Origin of the sequence: Psychrobacter sp. TAE2020, from assembly GCF_018919485.1 — a bacterium.
Taxonomy (GTDB): Bacteria; Pseudomonadota; Gammaproteobacteria; order Pseudomonadales; family Moraxellaceae; genus Psychrobacter.
Genome location: NZ_JAHLMU010000001.1, coordinates 923,006 through 938,417, shown reverse-complemented (window position 1 = coordinate 938,417; position 15,412 = coordinate 923,006). Strand labels below are relative to the sequence as shown.

15 protein-coding genes and 1 pseudogene are annotated in these 15,412 nt (G+C 41.2%); 9 read left to right on the top strand and 7 right to left on the bottom strand.

What is annotated here, in order from left to right; all coding sequences use genetic code 11:
* Window positions 1–234: 234 nt before the first annotated feature.
* The 5 genes from nth to dnaQ all read right to left on the bottom strand — a co-directional run bounded on the left by nth (window position 235) and on the right by dnaQ (window position 6,899).
* The gene (gene nth, locus KPY62_RS03655; protein WP_216580861.1) at window positions 235–930 is read right to left on the bottom strand and encodes an endonuclease III; all 696 of its coding nucleotides are present in this window, start codon (window positions 928–930) and stop codon (window positions 235–237) included.
* 118 nt (window positions 931–1,048) lie between these two features.
* Entirely contained in the window at window positions 1,049–1,909 is an 861-nt protein-coding gene (locus KPY62_RS03650; RefSeq protein ID WP_216580860.1) for an RnfABCDGE type electron transport complex subunit B, read from the bottom strand.
* A 78-nt stretch (window positions 1,910–1,987) separates the two neighbouring features.
* Window positions 1,988–2,989, bottom strand: coding sequence for an NAD(+) diphosphatase (gene nudC / locus KPY62_RS03645; protein WP_216580859.1), 1,002 nt, complete (start codon window positions 2,987–2,989; stop codon window positions 1,988–1,990).
* Between the two features lie 163 nt (window positions 2,990–3,152).
* The gene (locus tag KPY62_RS03640) at window positions 3,153–4,874 is read right to left on the bottom strand and encodes a hypothetical protein (protein ID WP_216580858.1); all 1,722 of its coding nucleotides are present in this window, start codon (window positions 4,872–4,874) and stop codon (window positions 3,153–3,155) included.
* Between the two features lie 147 nt (window positions 4,875–5,021).
* A complete protein-coding gene (dnaQ, locus tag KPY62_RS13660) occupies window positions 5,022–6,899 on the bottom strand; it encodes a DNA polymerase III subunit epsilon (RefSeq protein ID WP_228730557.1) in 1,878 nt (625 codons plus the stop codon).
* Between the two features lie 293 nt (window positions 6,900–7,192).
* On the opposite strand from dnaQ, the gene KPY62_RS03625 reads away from it, so the two are divergent.
* Together KPY62_RS03625 and KPY62_RS03620 are read left to right on the top strand one after the other, a co-directional pair.
* Window positions 7,193–7,750 (top strand): hypothetical protein, encoded by a 558-nt coding sequence (locus tag KPY62_RS03625; protein ID WP_216580857.1) that lies wholly within the window; start codon window positions 7,193–7,195, stop codon window positions 7,748–7,750.
* Window positions 7,751–7,835: 85 nt separating this feature from the next.
* Entirely contained in the window at window positions 7,836–8,150 is a 315-nt protein-coding gene (locus tag KPY62_RS03620) for a hypothetical protein (RefSeq protein WP_216580856.1), read from the top strand.
* A 174-nt stretch (window positions 8,151–8,324) separates the two neighbouring features.
* Here KPY62_RS03620 and KPY62_RS03615 read toward each other — a convergent pair whose 3' ends face one another.
* Complete coding sequence (locus tag KPY62_RS03615) at window positions 8,325–8,792, bottom strand: YkvA family protein (RefSeq protein ID WP_228730556.1); 468 nt, start codon at window positions 8,790–8,792, stop codon at window positions 8,325–8,327.
* Window positions 8,793–9,129: 337 nt separating this feature from the next.
* Here KPY62_RS03615 and KPY62_RS03610 point away from each other — a divergent pair, with 337 nt between their 5' ends.
* The 6 genes and pseudogenes from KPY62_RS03610 to KPY62_RS03590 all read left to right on the top strand — a co-directional run bounded on the left by KPY62_RS03610 (window position 9,130) and on the right by KPY62_RS03590 (window position 13,623).
* Window positions 9,130–10,401 (top strand): LD-carboxypeptidase, encoded by a 1,272-nt coding sequence (locus KPY62_RS03610; protein WP_216580855.1) that lies wholly within the window; start codon window positions 9,130–9,132, stop codon window positions 10,399–10,401.
* Window positions 10,402–10,715: 314 nt separating this feature from the next.
* Window positions 10,716–11,510 (top strand): tetratricopeptide repeat protein, encoded by a 795-nt coding sequence (locus KPY62_RS03605; RefSeq protein ID WP_216580854.1) that lies wholly within the window; start codon window positions 10,716–10,718, stop codon window positions 11,508–11,510.
* Window positions 11,511–11,606: 96 nt separating this feature from the next.
* Window positions 11,607–12,185, top strand: a complete 579-nt coding sequence (locus KPY62_RS03600) for a tetratricopeptide repeat protein (RefSeq protein ID WP_216580853.1) — start codon at window positions 11,607–11,609, stop codon at window positions 12,183–12,185.
* 244 nt (window positions 12,186–12,429) lie between these two features.
* Window positions 12,430–12,513: pseudogene (locus KPY62_RS13875) on the top strand (SEL1-like repeat protein); the annotation flags it as partial.
* Entirely contained in the window at window positions 12,490–12,678 is a 189-nt protein-coding gene (locus tag KPY62_RS03595; RefSeq protein ID WP_267459616.1) for an SEL1-like repeat protein, read from the top strand. The pseudogene KPY62_RS13875 and the gene KPY62_RS03595, both read left to right, overlap by 24 nt.
* Before the next feature lie 426 nt (window positions 12,679–13,104).
* Window positions 13,105–13,623, top strand: a complete 519-nt coding sequence (locus tag KPY62_RS03590; protein WP_216580852.1) for a spore coat U domain-containing protein — start codon at window positions 13,105–13,107, stop codon at window positions 13,621–13,623.
* A gap of 147 nt (window positions 13,624–13,770) precedes the next feature.
* On the opposite strand, the gene truC is transcribed toward KPY62_RS03590, so the two are convergent.
* Complete coding sequence (truC, locus tag KPY62_RS03585) at window positions 13,771–14,556, bottom strand: tRNA pseudouridine(65) synthase TruC (RefSeq protein ID WP_216580851.1); 786 nt, start codon at window positions 14,554–14,556, stop codon at window positions 13,771–13,773.
* Between the two features lie 566 nt (window positions 14,557–15,122).
* Here truC and KPY62_RS13655 point away from each other — a divergent pair.
* On the top strand, window positions 15,123–15,407 hold the full coding sequence (locus tag KPY62_RS13655) for a PH domain-containing protein (RefSeq protein ID WP_228730555.1): 285 nt from the start codon (window positions 15,123–15,125) through the stop codon (window positions 15,405–15,407).
* Window positions 15,408–15,412 lie beyond the last annotated feature (5 nt).

The window sequence follows — 15,412 nt, the reverse complement described above, 5'->3', positions numbered from 1 at the left end:
ATCAGTTCGATAGTCTAACGCGTTTGGCGCTATTGTTTGTAGGCTAACGTTATGCTTATTACGAATAATGCCACCAGTTAAAGAGGTGAACGGTAGACGATAAAGCTCAGATAGGCAGCTAAACATCTTAATAGCGCTTAACAGATCTAAAGGTTCAAAATTATCAAATACTACAGCAGTTAAGGTTTGTATGGAGTTACCTTAGCGTTTTAATAGTCGCTATTAACCGTATTTTTAAATCTCCGCAAAAGCCGCTTTATCCTTAAACATACACTCAGCATACACCGGACATTCGCCGCATTTAGGGGTACGGGCCTGACAAATATAGCGCCCATGCAAAATAAGATAATGGTGAGCATCGAGCATAAAGTCATCGGGTATGCGCGCCACTAGCTTTTGCTCGACGATCAAGACGTTTTTGCCAGTAGCTAGCCCAGTACGATTGCCGACCCGAAAGATATGAGTATCAACCGCCATAGTCGGTTGACCAAAAGCCGTATTCAGCACTACATTAGCGGTCTTGCGCCCAACACCTGCCAGTGATTCTAAATCTTTACGGTTGTCAGGAACTTGGCCATCGAAGTTATCTATTAAGTCGCGACAAGTCTTGATAACGTTTTTTGCTTTAGCATTATAAAGCCCGATGTTTTTTATATAAGGTTTGAGACCATCGACACCTAAAGCCCAAATGGCTGCTGGGGTATTGGCTACTGGATATAACTGTTGAGTGGCAATATTGACACTGATATCAGTAGCCTGCGCTGATAAAATAACGGCGATAAGCAGCTCAAAGTTGCTTTTGTAATGCAGCTCAGTGACAGGCTCTTTAATAGTTTCTGCTAACTTTTCAAAAAACGGCCTAACATTACGTTTAGGCATTAGTCGCGATGGTGGCGTATTAGCGGTTTTATGTTTGACTATTTTACTCATATTTACTCATGTCTAGTAATAGGGGCTGATAACACCTTATAACGTCTTATAAAAGCTAATAGCGATTGGACTAGGGTTGTTAATAACTGTCAGGGCAGCAACGCTAGTTTTAACCGCCTTAAATAAGCGTCAACTCTGCTTTTAGAGCCATAAGCTCTTGCTGCTTGGCCGTATTATCACGCACGCTTAACTGTTTCTCTAACTTTTTAATCTTACTACGTAGCTTAGCTGCCGCAATAGTATCTTTGGCTTGCTGCTCACTGATATCCAAAGTTTGACTAGCGGCATTGTTGAGTTTGGCCTCGACCATACTGACTACTGGTCTAGCATTGCTGCTATCAGCTAGCTGTTCAGTGACGCGCTGAAGGTGAGTGTGATAACGCAAGCGCAAATCATCCTGCTCTTGAGTCCGCTCAGCATCAGTCAGCTCACGCTCGATAGCTACTAAGTCGATGCAATCTACTGGGCAAGGCGCTATACATAGCTCACAGCCAGTACATAAGTCAGTAAAGATAGTATGCATATGCTTACCTGTACCAATGATGGCATCGACTGGACAGGCAGGGATACATTTAGTACAGCCAATACAATCATCCTCACGAATGATAGCTCGCACTTCAGTAGGGCGTTTGGATGTCGGTTCTATCGGCCACTTTGAAGGCTCAGCACTAAGTAGATTGTCAATATTGACATCATGGTCAGTAGCAATAATCTGTGCAATAGCATCAGTAACTGGCTGACCGCCTGGCACACACTTATTATAGGGCTCATAGTTAGTGACGATAGCAGTAGCGTAGGGCAGACAGCCATCAGGATGCTCACACAAGCCGCATTGAGTCTGGGGTAGACAAGCATCGATCTGCGCTATCTTTAATTGAGTCGCTGTCGGTAACGTATCAATAGTCAAAGTATCAAAAAGGATAGGGAGACTAGTTAAGCGCGCATGATTATGGGTAGGAGTGCTGGTATAACTGGACATTCGATCACTGGCCTATAAGCTGGTATAAAAATTAATGGTAAAACTGTTATTCGCCATGATTGTTATTTGCAACAAGGTTTACAGACAAACACCTTGCTCTTGCGCAATTTGGGCAATCAAATCGTAAGCGATACTGCCCTTAAAAGGGATCTTCGGCAAGTTCGATATATCAAAGAACTCTGCATGAGACAGCTCATCTTCTTGGATAACGATATCACCACCCACATAACTAGCTCGAAAGCCTAGCATTAGGTTGGATGGAAACGGCCAAGGCTGGCTACTCACATAGCGGATATCAGTCACCCGAATACCAACTTCCTCAGCCACTTCACGTACTACCGCATGCTCTAAGCTCTCACCAACTTCAACAAAGCCAGCAATCAAACCATACTGTAATGACGGCGTCGTTTGCCCATAGCGATGATGATGTGCCAGCAAGACTTGCATCTCATTAGTCACTGGATTAAGTCGAGTAATAGCGGTAATCACACACGGCTGCACTCGTGGATATTGACGCAGTCGGCAGACTGAGCATACCATTGCTCGCTCACCTGATGTTGCTACTTTTACGGGCGCACTGCAACGGCTACAGAACTGAGTATCTGCTTGCCAGCGCAATAACTGTATGGCTTGACTAAGTTGATCAGCGAGGGCTACTGACAACCTGGCTAATAGCTGGCGATAGGGAATAAAAGCCGTTATGGCACTGTCACTGTCACTGTCACTGTCATTGGCATCTAGAGCAGTATTTTTATTAGCATGGGCTGCAACTTCACCTACACTTGATAACGGGGTTATCTTAGGTAAAGCTAGCTGATGGTTTTGCGCATAATAATAAGTAATAGCGCTAGTCGCTGGTGCGCCATGCTCCATAACTATCGAGTCAGCCGTCGTCGGATCGGCTGATTGCCAGTAGCTAGGGGCTAAGCTGGTCTGCAGTTGGACGCGGCCTAATTGATAAGCTGGCTGCGGCTTATGGTCAGTGCTGAATGCTGGCAAGTCGACTAGTACAGGTGACCAGCCGCTAACTGTTTGCTGACATAACAAAGTTTCATCTTCAAAAACAAATGCACTACTCATTAATAACTATCCAAATAAATTATATAAAACAACTTTTAAAAAAGACCCCTAAAGAAAATACTTCCGTTGAGCGTCCAAAACTAAACATTTAAAACCAAGCATTTAAGACTGAGTATCCAGACTAAGCATTTAAAACAGCCAGCCAAAAATTGACGCACAGTTATTAGGCGGCCAGTAGCTTGCTTAAGCTATGTTGACCCACTTCCAGCGCTTGCTTTATTACCGGTCGCTTATGTTGAGAGCCGTCCAAATAATAGTCTACCGACACCAGCACATCAGCAACATAAGCCAGCATATCGCTGTTAATCAGCTGATTGGATTCAATGCAGGGGGTCAAAAATTTTGCCAATTGATTGAGCATAGTCGCTAAAGTCGATAACTGTACAAAGCTAAGCGCCCCAGCCACTTGACTCATAGTGTGGGGCACTTGTTTTAATAGCTGTAAACCTTGTTTAGGAGCTATTGAATACTCATTGATGACTTTTTCCGTACTAGCAAGGGCGCTACGGCACTCTTTAATCACTGCCTCATAAGCGCTATTGAGCTGATGCAAGGAGATATCAGTATTATTAAGAGGCAGATAGATTTCACCTGGCGTGTGAATCTCAGCCATAGTGATAATAGCGTTTTCAGCGCTCATAAGAACTAGCAATAAATAATCAAAGTCATCAGGAGTCGGTTGCTGCCATTGACTTACCGCTTGCGCTGCACAGCGCAGGGCAGTAGCTGCTGAATTTAGGCCTATCAATTGTAGGGTAGAGCTTAACAATATAAGCTCAGCAACTATTTGCTCGGCTCGAGCCGCAGAGTCATTGAGTTCAGGATTAGCAAAATCACATCGAGAATAAATATCGATTTTTTCTTTGATAGCATTTATATGCAGTTGAACCCACTCATTTAGAGTATCAGTAACTTGTCGATTAGGACCAAACAAAAAGCGCTTCATTCGCTCGCACTGAGTACTATCAAGCTTATTGCTAGTGTACTGTTCACATACCATCTTTGCTTGCTGATGGTCACGTTGGCAGGCAAAACTTACTAAGTCAGCAAAACGACTGTCGATAATCGGTAAATAATTATGAAACTGCTGTTCTAAATAAATAAGCGTGTGCTTTTGGCGTATAGTCAAGGGCAATACAGCCTCGATATCGGTGACTAGCGCATTTGCTGCTTGCCAAAACAAGGTTTGACTATGAGTAGCGATCAGCGCACAAGCAGCGCTCATAGATTCGATTTTTTGCTTATCTATTGCACTAAGCTTACCGTCTTTATTGGTCAACACTACTGCCAAACCACTACGATAAGCATGAGAGAGAAGTTTATGGTCTAAGTTGAGACTACTCAAAGGCTCAAAGTTTTTCTCAGGGTTAGCAATGACTACACTGCTACCACTAAAAGCAAAAAAATAGTATTCATCTATAGGGTCTATACTGCAATGGCTGTAGAGCTTGTTAATAATAGGTAATAATAAGATGGGTTCTACTGTCTCAGTCAAAAGTACGAACTCGATATAACGATCAAAGGTCATAATAGCCTCTGACAAGTCCATAATTAGGGTAGCATTAGTTGAGTCATTCTCATCATTACTGTCATTGTGCTGACTATGGTGATAGAGCTGCTGTAGAGCTGTGCCGATAGCACTACTAAGTAATCGCGCGCCTTTTAAGGCAATCAGCTCAAAGATGCTAGACAACTGCTTCAATACTTCGATCGATTCTAATAATAACGCAGCTTTTTGCTTATCATAATTAAATTCGCTTAAATGACATTCAGTGTCTTTTAGAATAATGACAATCTCTTGATGCAATAAGTGTAAAGAAGGGAGATTAAAATTAGTAATGCTAAGCGTGGGCATACTCAAAGCTAACTGCTCAGTCTGACTCATAATTATTTTTCCGTAAAATTGCGAACTATAAAATGTAAGTAATAGGCTGCAAGTAGCTAAGTTTGGGCGATGAAATATCAATAATTGAGATTAATTTTTAGTATTAAAACTCTTTTTAGAGCGCTATTAAAAATGCTGCTCAGCTGATTACCACTGGGTCATTTTAGTTTTAAGCTCAGGATTTTTTTCTGCCAAGTTAGCGAACCAAGCCTCATTGGCAGTACGGTCCGCTGCTGAGTCTACTAATAGCGCAGCAAGATTAGCAAAATTACTATGAGCAGTATGGCCGCCTTCTGTCTGACTGTCTTCCTCTATCCCTAGCGTCACTTGACCGCCAGTCATAGCCAAATAGACTTCTGCCAAAATCTCCGAATCCAGTAAAGCCCCGTGAAAAGTACGATCTTGTTTACCGACATCTAAGCGCCGTACTAAAGCATCTAGGGTGTTCTTTTGTCCTGGATACTGCTGTTTAGCCATAAACAGTGAGTCTGTCACTTGCACACGCTGAGCAAAGTCCGTCATACCCACTCTATCGAATTCCATGGTCAAAAAACTCATGTCGAACGAAGCGTTATGGGCGATGATCTCAGCGCCATCCATAAAGTCATATAATGACTGAGCAACCTGATCAAAGGTAGGCTTGTCGGTCAAAAAAGCTTCTGAGATACCGTGAATACGTACTACCACTTCATCCATACCACGCTGTGGATTGATATAGACGTGCAGTTTTTCGCCAGTGAATTTACGCCCAATCATCTCTACAATACCAACTTCAATGATCCGATCGCCTTTGAGCGCATCCAGCCCTGTGGTTTCGGTATCCATAATGAGCTGACGATTAGTCTCACCACGATGAATAGGCTTAGGCAACAAAGGGCGAAAATTCGGATTGGCGCGACTAGTATCGCCATCGAACTTAGTTACTTCGGTTAGATCTTTATTATCTATACTTAAGTTGTCTGTCGTCATAACGTTGGTAACCATAGCATCTGTAGTCATAGTATTAGTGATCATAGTAAGGGTGCTGATAGGCGAGCTGATACTTAGAGCAGGCGCATCGAGTTTAGCCTTAGCATTATTTATCGCATTATCTGTTTTTGCATTATTAGTATTAGCACTATCAGTCGTTGCACTATTAATAGTTATATTATCAATAGCTGCCTTATCAATAGTTACATCATAAGCAGGTTGCGGCGAATTAACAGCGACCCTTATCTGCAAAGCCAAGTCATTGCTCGATTCATCGTTTAACGGATAGTTTGAGTCATGGCTTACGTCGCTACTCGAACTAAGGTATAAGTCATCGCTAAACGACCCATCCATTGGGTCATTTGCTTCTTCTGTTTCTGCTTCGTCATCCAGTGCGTCTAAGCCTAACGGGTCAAAATCTAACCAGTCCTCGTCCGCCAAAGCTTGCGGTTCATTGTTAAATAGCTCTTTGGCAACTGTATCGCTATTATCAGCTATGGAGAGTTTTTTTTTAGCGATACTATTAGTATCTTGCTGATCAGTATCTTGCTCGCTGCTTGAGTTTACTCCAAGATTGGCCAGCTCATCAGCCTTTTCATTACCAACATGGCCAGCATGACCTTTGACCCAATGCCAACTGACCTCACGCGCACTATTTAATGCATCCAACTGCTGCCATAAATCTTGATTGGCCACTGGCTTTTTGCTAGCCGTTTTCCAGCCCCGTTTTTTCCAATTGGCGATCCATTCAGTAATACCGTTTTTTACATAGCTTGAGTCAGTCCAAATCTCTAGCTTTAACTCATTCGGGCTGTGCTTAAGCGCTTGGATAGCACCCATTAGCTCCATACGATTATTGGTAGTATCCGCCTCACCACCATATAAATCTTGAGTACTACCATCACTGAATATTAGATGAGCGCCCCAACCACCAGCGCCAGGATTACCCTTACAAGCACCGTCGGTATAAGCTACAGTAGTATTGAGCTTGGCGGCCATAGGGTCAATAGCAAGGTTGGCAATGGTAGACGCTGTTGACATAAAGTTCTCTGACATAAAAGCTCGTTGGGTTTATTAATGATTTAATAACTATTTATTAATTATTGAAAAGGGTCTGGCTCGCTTGGTAGTAAATCAGCACAGTCTAGTTTTATAAAGTATTTTTAATCGGTTATAGTGTAGCAAATTAAACAAGGTCAATGATAACAAATAGCTAGTGAATAGCGCTAATCCTAAGCTATAGAATCATCAACTATAAAGCACATATCAAAACAGAAAACGATTGAATTTCTGCTAAAATAATAACCTTCTTTAATGCTTTTAATACCCTAATGCAGGATAACGATGCCATGCCCTTACGCTCAGATATTATTGGCAACAAGCTCACTATATTGGCGACTAGTCTCACAGCCTGTAGTGTACTATTTTTGACGGGCTGTAGCGATAACAACAGCACAGCTGCAGACACTAAAGCGGTCGAAACTGCGGTAGATCTATCTATATTTGAGGGCTGCTATACGGTAAGTAATGATGAGCCCGCACAAATCAAAGTCAGTGAACAGCAAGGCGTTTGGGTAATGCAAATGAAAGAGCCGGCTAGTGCCAAGCGCGTCTGGGATACTCCTGAGCCATTAGAAATTGTCAAAAGTAGCGAAATTCCAAAATTCTTTTCGATAGACCCAGATAATGTCGATGCTGTAATCGCTCGTCCTGATCGAGTTCTAGTACTAGCTCATGTCAAACCAGTATATGCCAATATAGATCCGCTACTAGATAGCGAGTATTTGTCATATATCTATAAAGGAGCAAATACTATCTATCGGGTGGAGTGTGATGAGATTAATACCGATATTTTAGCCAATCCGCATGCTAATTTAGTTATCGATAATGTCAATGACAGTATTTGAGTAATGGGCTGTCCGAGATTGAGCGGTTATTTATATACTGCTTGTTGATACAGAATTTTATTAAGTACTACAAGAGTCAAAATCTATGAATTTTTTGAGTTATGTCATTTTAGGTGGCTTGTCTTACGCGGCAGGTTGGGCGGTCAGGGTTCATGTATTAGGTAAACAGCCAGCGCCAGAGCAACCTTATAATCTAAAGCATCCCACTATTTTAGGTTATTTGGCTGGGTTTTTTATTATTATGCTGATTATCTCATGGCTAATGGGTCGCTATATATTGGGTCATCTACAAATAGATTTATTGTTTATTATTATCAACAGCATCGTTGCTACTTTTGTGTTTTCATTTGGCCTAAACCCAGAAAAAGCCCGTTATGAGGTGCCTGATGATAAGTTTTAAAAAACGGTCTTTATAGACCCTGCTTTAAGCAACCAGTCATCAATAAAGCCTAAGACCGATATTTTTAAGCAAAAATAATGACCAAGGCTATTAGGCATTGGTCATTTGCATTTGTGTACTACTGTTTTCTATAGTGCTGCTTGCTATTAAACTATCAATAGCTCAGGGCTTATATTAAGCTTCTGTTTGGGCTGACTCATGCTTTTGTGCTTGTTTCCACGCTTGATATTTATGTAGATCTTTTTCGACTAGTTTCAAACAAAAAGCAATGACTAGAGCATCATCAATGTGACCAATAACTGGGATGAAGTCCGGAATGATATCAATAGGGTTTATTACATAGATTAAACCAAAAACGATTGCTGAGATGGTCTTATAAGGGATGTCACGATAGTTGCCTTGATAGTAATCTTTGACTAAGCTGACAAACAAAACGATATCAGTAGTAAAGCGCTCAAGATGGCTACTATCTTTTACTTTTTCTTTAAGATTTTCTTCTTCTTCAATAATATACTCAAGATCAGCATCTAATAACTTTTCGTCTTTTACGCTATTTTGCATCTCTTCGGTTTTAGCATTTATTTTATCGTTAAATAGCATATTTTTGCTAAGGTTAGTATCATCCTTTTTTTTGTCCGTCATTATCATTATTCCTTATTTTGGTTTATTAGTGAGTGCATACTATAGCAAGAGTGTTGGTAGCTACCAAATATAGTTACTTAGCAATTTGTTATGCGCTGGTAGCAACCTTACTGTTTGTAGTAACTTTCTAGATGCAAGGTTATTATACGAGCTCATCATGTAACCTTTTCATAAAAACATCGTCATAAAACATTGTCATATAAGCTTGTACGCATTGACACAAAATATTTTGATCTAGATTTTAAGCTTAGATAGCCATATTGGGGGTTAATAAGGTTTTGATAGCCTCTTATAGTAGCTAATCTAAGATCATTAAGCTTTAAGGTAGCCGTATAACATGCCGCAAACAACTTCTAAGCCCCTAGTCTCACTAATAAATACTAGTCTCAAGCCTGAGCTCAGTCGTCGGCAGTTCTTACGTCGCTTAGGAGTAGGGGCGAGTGCCAGCTTATTAGCGAGCCAAAGCATCGCCCAATCGTTAGCCACCGATATTACATACCACGAAAGTGCGCAGCTAACCAAAGATGATTTACCAGCCGCCAGCATTGACGCTAATCCGTCATTAGTGGCTAATACCAAAGCTACTAGCGCCCCAAGCCAGTGTCTAAATCCTAGTATTGAGACTCGCCTGTTTGCCAGCTCTAATGTCGGTGCCAATGAGGTGCGTAATCAGTTGGCGCTGCAACGTATGGCTTGTGCAGGGTTTAAAGTACAGAATCCAACGATTACTGAGCGTCAATACTTACGTTTTGCTGGTACTGATAGCCAACGTGCTAGCGATTTGCAAAATATTGCTAGTGGAGCGATCGCTGCGCCCAAACTACTATTAGGCGTACGTGGTGGTTATGGGGCGATGCGTATCCTACCTTCAATAGACTGGCGGACTCTGGGTAGTATTATGGCAGAGCGGGCAACGGTTTTAGTAGGCTTTAGTGATGTGACTGCTATTCAGTGCGCTTTGCTCGCCCAAGGTAAGATGAGCTCGCTTGCTGGGCCGATGCTGTATAGCGAGTTTGGCAAAACTAATCCGGATCAAGTCAGTTGTCTACAGTTTGCTCAAGCACTGAGCAACCCTAAGCTAACTATTGAGGTTAACAGCGCTGCGTTAACTAGCGAGCAATTGCCAGTTATTTTTGCAGATAATAGCAGCCAAACGATCACTGGTACTATTTGGGGTGGCAATCTGAGCGTAGTATCGGCGCTGGCGGGTAGTCCTTATCTGCCCCGTATCGATGGCGGCATTGTATTCTTAGAGGATGTTGGGGAGCAGACCTATCGTATCGAACGCATGCTTTATGATCTGTATTTAGCAGGGGTCTTTAAAGGTCAGCAAGCCATTGTGTTTGGTGCTTTGACTGGGACAGGTGAGGATAGCTATGACCCTCGCTATGATGTAGCCGTAGTGATTCGTCAGTTACATGAGCTGACTGGCTTACCTATCTATAATGGCATGAGTTTTGGTCATATTAGTCAAAAATCCAGCTTTCCATTAGGAGCCACTTGTCAGATTAGCGCTAATACGGCTGGTGGCTATCAACTGAGTTTTGCCGATTATCCGACTATCAAGGCAGAGGCTATTAATGTTGAGGGTTTTTGGCAGCAGGCTTAATAGTAGTTATAACCCCTGCAAAAAACAGGCTAAGTTACCCTTATTTTATATAGCGACTTAGCCGCTTAAATTGCTAGGTAATTTATTGATATCTTAAACAATATTAATATCTAATCCTGTTAAATATAGCTAAACTTAATAAGTTAGCTAGGGCTTTTGAGTTCCCCCTAATAGTAGTTGATAACCAGTAGTTGATAGCTAGAATTTTATAAGCTAGGTAAAAATTTTATAAGCTAAGTAATGGCAAGTCATGTCTGCGCATAAGCTAAGGTTATTAAATTAGCAGTTTATTATTAATAGGGAGAGTATTTATCATGCCTATATTTAAACTATCCTCGATTTATAGAGTGTTGCTATTAAGCTTAGCGTTAGGGTTAACATTGCCCGCATCCGCATCATCAGACTTTACCACTATAAAATCTCTTGCTGAGCAAGGCAATCCAGAGGCTCGATTTCAACTTGGCGTCCTTTACTTTGAAGGCGATGAGGTAATACAAGATTACGATCGAGCTGTTAAATGGCTCACCCAAGCCGCTGACCAAGGCGACGCAAAGGCGCAATATGTTCTCGGTGGCATGTCCTACTTCGGTAAAGGCGTTGAGCAAGATTATGCTAAGGCTAGGCAATGGTGGCAGTCATCAGCAGAGCAGGGCTATGACGAAGCCCAGTATAATCTTGGGGTCATGTATAGTAGTGGCGAAGGAGTGACTAAAAACCATCTACAAGCGTTTGAGTGGTATCAAAAAGCCGCCAAACAAGGCCAAGTTGACGCTCAAAATAATCTTGGGGTCATGTATGAGAACGCTAGCGGTATTCCTCAAGATTATGTTAAAGCTGTTAGCTGGTACAAAAAATCTGCCGCTCAAGGTTTGGCCGAATCGCAATATAACCTAGCTTGGATGTATGAGACTGGTCAAGGTGTTCCTCGAGATTATGAGCAAGCATTTAATTGGTATTTAAAAGCGGCCAAACAAGGTGATCCTATGGCAGAATATGTTATTGGTACTATGTACAACTATGGCAGAGGGGTAGTGCAAGACAAATCGCAAGCGGCATTATGGTTTAATAAAGTTTGTGATGATAGTACAAAAATGGGCTGCAATCAGTAATGGCCGCTCTATAAGCAATAAGTTATAAAGTATTGAGCGCACTGTAAAAAATATGCATAAGCTCAATTGTCATCATCTTTATTATAAGGAATGGCCATGACTATAACCAGATTAAAACTGACTTCTATGCAAACGATGATGGCTTTAGCTTTATCGTTTGGACTAACCGCACCAGTAGTAGCCTCAGACTTTGCTACTACTAAGGCTGCCGCTGAACAAGGTGAGGCTGTGGCTCAATATAATCTAGGGGTTAAGTACGATAAAGGCAGAGAGGTTCGCCAAGACCATGTAAAAGCAGTCGAATGGTATAAAAAATCAGCTGAGCAAGGGTTGTTAGAAGCGCAGTATAACTTGGCGGTTTCATATGATACTGGCGAAGGTACTAGGCAAGATTATGGCAAGGCGTTTGAATGGTTCCAAAAAGCCGCTGAACAAGGTGACGCTGATGCTCAATATAGCCTCGGAAACTTATACAACAACGGCAATGGAGTTAGCCAAAATTATATCAAGGCTTTTGCTTGGTATCGACGAGCCGCTTTGCAAGACCACGCCAATGGTCAATACGCGCTTGGCTGGTTGTACGATAATGGTAAAGGCATTCGTCAAAGCGACACCCTAGCAAAAGAGTGGTACCAAATGGCTTGTGATAACGGTAATGAAGATGGCTGTGATTAATTCATCCACTGAGGGTCAAGGTGACTAAAAAGTGAACTGCTATTGCGGTTCATTGGTTTGATTTTTTCGTTTGGTTTTAAGTAAAGCGAAAACAAAGGGTAATAGCCATGGCATCAATAGGAAAAAGGCTTATCCATAAAGCGCTGATCTTATGTGGGTCACTTATGCTATCAGCTGTAGCAGCGGATTTTTCGGCTACTAGAATTCTAGCCCAGCAAGGTAACAAGGTAATGCTGAAGCACAATATAACTTAGGGCTGATGTACGAAGAGGGCGAAGGCATCAGTCAAGACTACAACATGGCCATGAAATGGTATCAAGACTCTGCTGATCAAGATGATGCCGATGCTCAGTATCGTATTGGAGTGCTATATGCACAAGGAAAAGGTATCAGTAAAAATAAACTGCAAGCACAACAATGGTACCAAGTAGCTTGTAATAACAGTAATTCCAGAAGTTGCACTGCCTACAGCAAGTTAACCTTAAATCAATAATACTGCAAACCACTGTCAAATCACGTCATCACTAGCTTGTAGATACGTTTGTTTTTATGAAAATGGGTCACTTTAGCATAGCTGTCGCCTTGCGCTGCGAGAGTAGTACTTTGCTCTATCTTCGCTTATATCTATGACAATCACACACTTCACTCTAATGCTTGGGGTGTGAGAGTAGTATCTCTCAAGTTCAATGCTTAATCTAACAAATCAAAATTAAATTTCTGAGTCGAAATAAAACGCTAATAATAGTAGTTATATATACATAAAGTATGCAATAATTAGTTAATAATATTAAAGAGTGGTTAAATTCAGTAAAGATATTCTTAAAAATAAAAAACTCAATTAAATCTCAGATGAATACGCCATAATCAGCGAATTTTACAAGATTAAAATAATAATAAACCTAACTCTTGGTGCTTCTCTATGCAATTTAAAAACCCTCTATTCATCGCGACTATATTTACCATTGGTAGCTTAGTGACCCTTTCTAATGCTACTGCAGAGACTACTACTGGTGAGTTTAAAGTCGGACTCACTATTCAAGCTGCCTGTAATTTAACAGCAGGATCAAGCTCAAATATTGATCTCGGTATCGTTAGTGATGGCAGTATTAAAAAGGGAACTAATAACATTTTCGTAGCTTGCAGTACTGGGATTCCTTATAAAATTGGTCTTTTGGCAAGAAATGATGGCGGTGCTGGTGGTGTTGGTGTTTTAAAAGGAGCAAAAAATGGTGGGGCAATTAGCATCATTTATAAGCTGACTCAGGATTTAAATGGTGATACTCCTTGGGGTAATACTGCGGGCACTAATACTGTGGATGGAACAGGAACTGGTTCGCTACCATCCATATCTTATCCTGTATATGCTACAACAGTTGGCAGCACCAATGTTGTAGCTGACACTTATTCTGATACTATTGATGTAACCGTGACTTATTAATATTAAGTCTATGGTTTTTCCCTGTTGCAAGATCCATTATCTTGGTGTGCTGCTACAGCCTCACCGACTTAAAAAACATTCTTTTATCTAGATTTTTTGCACTGCTAAAAGTTCTTTGGGTATAGAATTTCTTAAACCCTAAACAGTTTAACCTTCAGCACTCTCTACCCAATCAAACTCTTCTAAAATACGCAGCCATTGACTATCTAAGCCTGCTGTTAGCAGCAAGGGCTCAGCAGTCACTGGATGGCTGAGCGCCAAAGTTTGGGCATGTAGCAGCATACGCGCGCAATCATATTGAGTACGAAAAAATCGATTGTGCCGTCCATCACCGTGACTAGTATCACCCACTATATGATGAAATAAATGACGCATATGCCGACGTAGTTGATGCTTGCGCCCAGTCTCGGGTGTTAAGCGTACTAGACTATAGCGGCTAGTGTCATGCTTTTTTGATACCGCAAAGGGCAGCTCAATTTGTGCCAAATTCTGCCAATGGGTCACCGCCTCTTGAGCGGGTTTATCTAAATCGGCAAGCTTATCGGCAATGGCATCTCTCTTAAAGCTTAACGCATAATCAACGCTACCTTGCTCTGACATAAAGCCGCGCACTACGGCCAGATATTGCTTGGTCACTTGCTGATTAGTAAAAGTCTCACCAAGGCTACGTGCTACGCTTGGGCTCTTGGCAAATAACAATACGCCTGAAGTCGGCTTGTCTAACCTATGAACCGGAAAGACATGGCAGCCTACCGCATCACGGGTGAGCTGCATAGCAAATCGCGTTTCGCCTTTATCCAGCCAACTGCGATGCACCAACAGACCGGCCTCTTTATTAATCGCTACCAGAAATTCATCTTCATAGATAATTTCTATTGGCTTATCGATGTCGCTTTCGGTACTCATGTTTTCAGTGCTGCTTTCGATACTCATGTTTTTAGTGCCTATACTTTAGAGGCTGTAATTATATATCTGCTATCTTTTCTAAATATCCTTTTTATCGTACCCTAGCAAGTCACGCAAAAAGCTCTGACAATAATTTTACTCATACTTGCACTGATATTTGTTGTCCATATTACAACGTTTAAACTGACTCACTGCTTCAAAAACTCTAAAAACTCCAAGAATAGCTATTAAGTTTTATGATGATATAGCTAAAGTAGATAGGCTAATCTAGTGTTTGTGTTCTCTAGTGAAGATCTGGATATTAGGGTGTACGCTGTATACGCTAGTAAGTTGAGCTCTTAAAGTAATGACAGTGTACTCGATGGGGTACATAAAGTGAGCTTTTCGAATATAAATATTAACTTAGGAATTTCTGCTAACAAATTATGATAAATGCTGTATTTACCTCAAAAGTTGATTTCTGGTTAGCATTTTTAATATTGGGTTCTAGTCTATTACTCATTCTAGTGCCTTTATGGGAATGGATATATAACTATAGCTCTATTAGAAGAGTACTGTTTATTAGCCTTCTCACCCTCCCAAGCGCGGTATTAATGTTATTAATATTTTTCAATATAAATTACAGCTTGTCAGATGAAGAACTGTTAGTGAAGAATGGTTTTTCTACTCAGAGCATCCCCTTAAAAGACATTACCTATATTACTCCTACTAATACCATGCTATCTGCTCCAGCACTGTCCTTAGATAGGATTGAGATAGGATATAAAGGGGGTAGTGTAGTGATATCACCAAAAGATAAAGATGGGTTTTATCATGCGATACACAGCCGTGTTCCTACTTTAAAGACCGATAGTAATGGCGGCTTGATAAACAATTAATCAAC

Coding starts and splice junctions, on each gene's coding strand:
- KPY62_RS03650 (WP_216580860.1), bottom strand. CDS start 1,909: ATGTCCAGTTATACCAGCACTCCTACCCATAATCATGCGCGCTTAACT.
- nth (WP_216580861.1), bottom strand. CDS start 930: ATGAGTAAAATAGTCAAACATAAAACCGCTAATACGCCACCATCGCGA.
- KPY62_RS03605 (WP_216580854.1), top strand. CDS start 10,716: ATGCCTATATTTAAACTATCCTCGATTTATAGAGTGTTGCTATTAAGC.
- KPY62_RS03595 (WP_267459616.1), top strand. CDS start 12,490: ATGAAATGGTATCAAGACTCTGCTGATCAAGATGATGCCGATGCTCAG.
- KPY62_RS13655 (WP_228730555.1), top strand. CDS start 15,123: ATGTTATTAATATTTTTCAATATAAATTACAGCTTGTCAGATGAAGAA.
- KPY62_RS03640 (WP_216580858.1), bottom strand. CDS start 4,874: ATGAGTCAGACTGAGCAGTTAGCTTTGAGTATGCCCACGCTTAGCATT.
- KPY62_RS03590 (WP_216580852.1), top strand. CDS start 13,105: ATGCAATTTAAAAACCCTCTATTCATCGCGACTATATTTACCATTGGT.
- KPY62_RS03610 (WP_216580855.1), top strand. CDS start 9,130: ATGCCGCAAACAACTTCTAAGCCCCTAGTCTCACTAATAAATACTAGT.
- truC (WP_216580851.1), bottom strand. CDS start 14,556: ATGAGTATCGAAAGCAGCACTGAAAACATGAGTACCGAAAGCGACATC.
- KPY62_RS03620 (WP_216580856.1), top strand. CDS start 7,836: ATGAATTTTTTGAGTTATGTCATTTTAGGTGGCTTGTCTTACGCGGCA.
- KPY62_RS03600 (WP_216580853.1), top strand. CDS start 11,607: ATGACTATAACCAGATTAAAACTGACTTCTATGCAAACGATGATGGCT.
- nudC (WP_216580859.1), bottom strand. CDS start 2,989: ATGAGTAGTGCATTTGTTTTTGAAGATGAAACTTTGTTATGTCAGCAA.
- KPY62_RS03615 (WP_228730556.1), bottom strand. CDS start 8,792: ATGACGGACAAAAAAAAGGATGATACTAACCTTAGCAAAAATATGCTA.
- KPY62_RS03625 (WP_216580857.1), top strand. CDS start 7,193: ATGCCCTTACGCTCAGATATTATTGGCAACAAGCTCACTATATTGGCG.
- dnaQ (WP_228730557.1), bottom strand. CDS start 6,899: ATGTCAGAGAACTTTATGTCAACAGCGTCTACCATTGCCAACCTTGCT.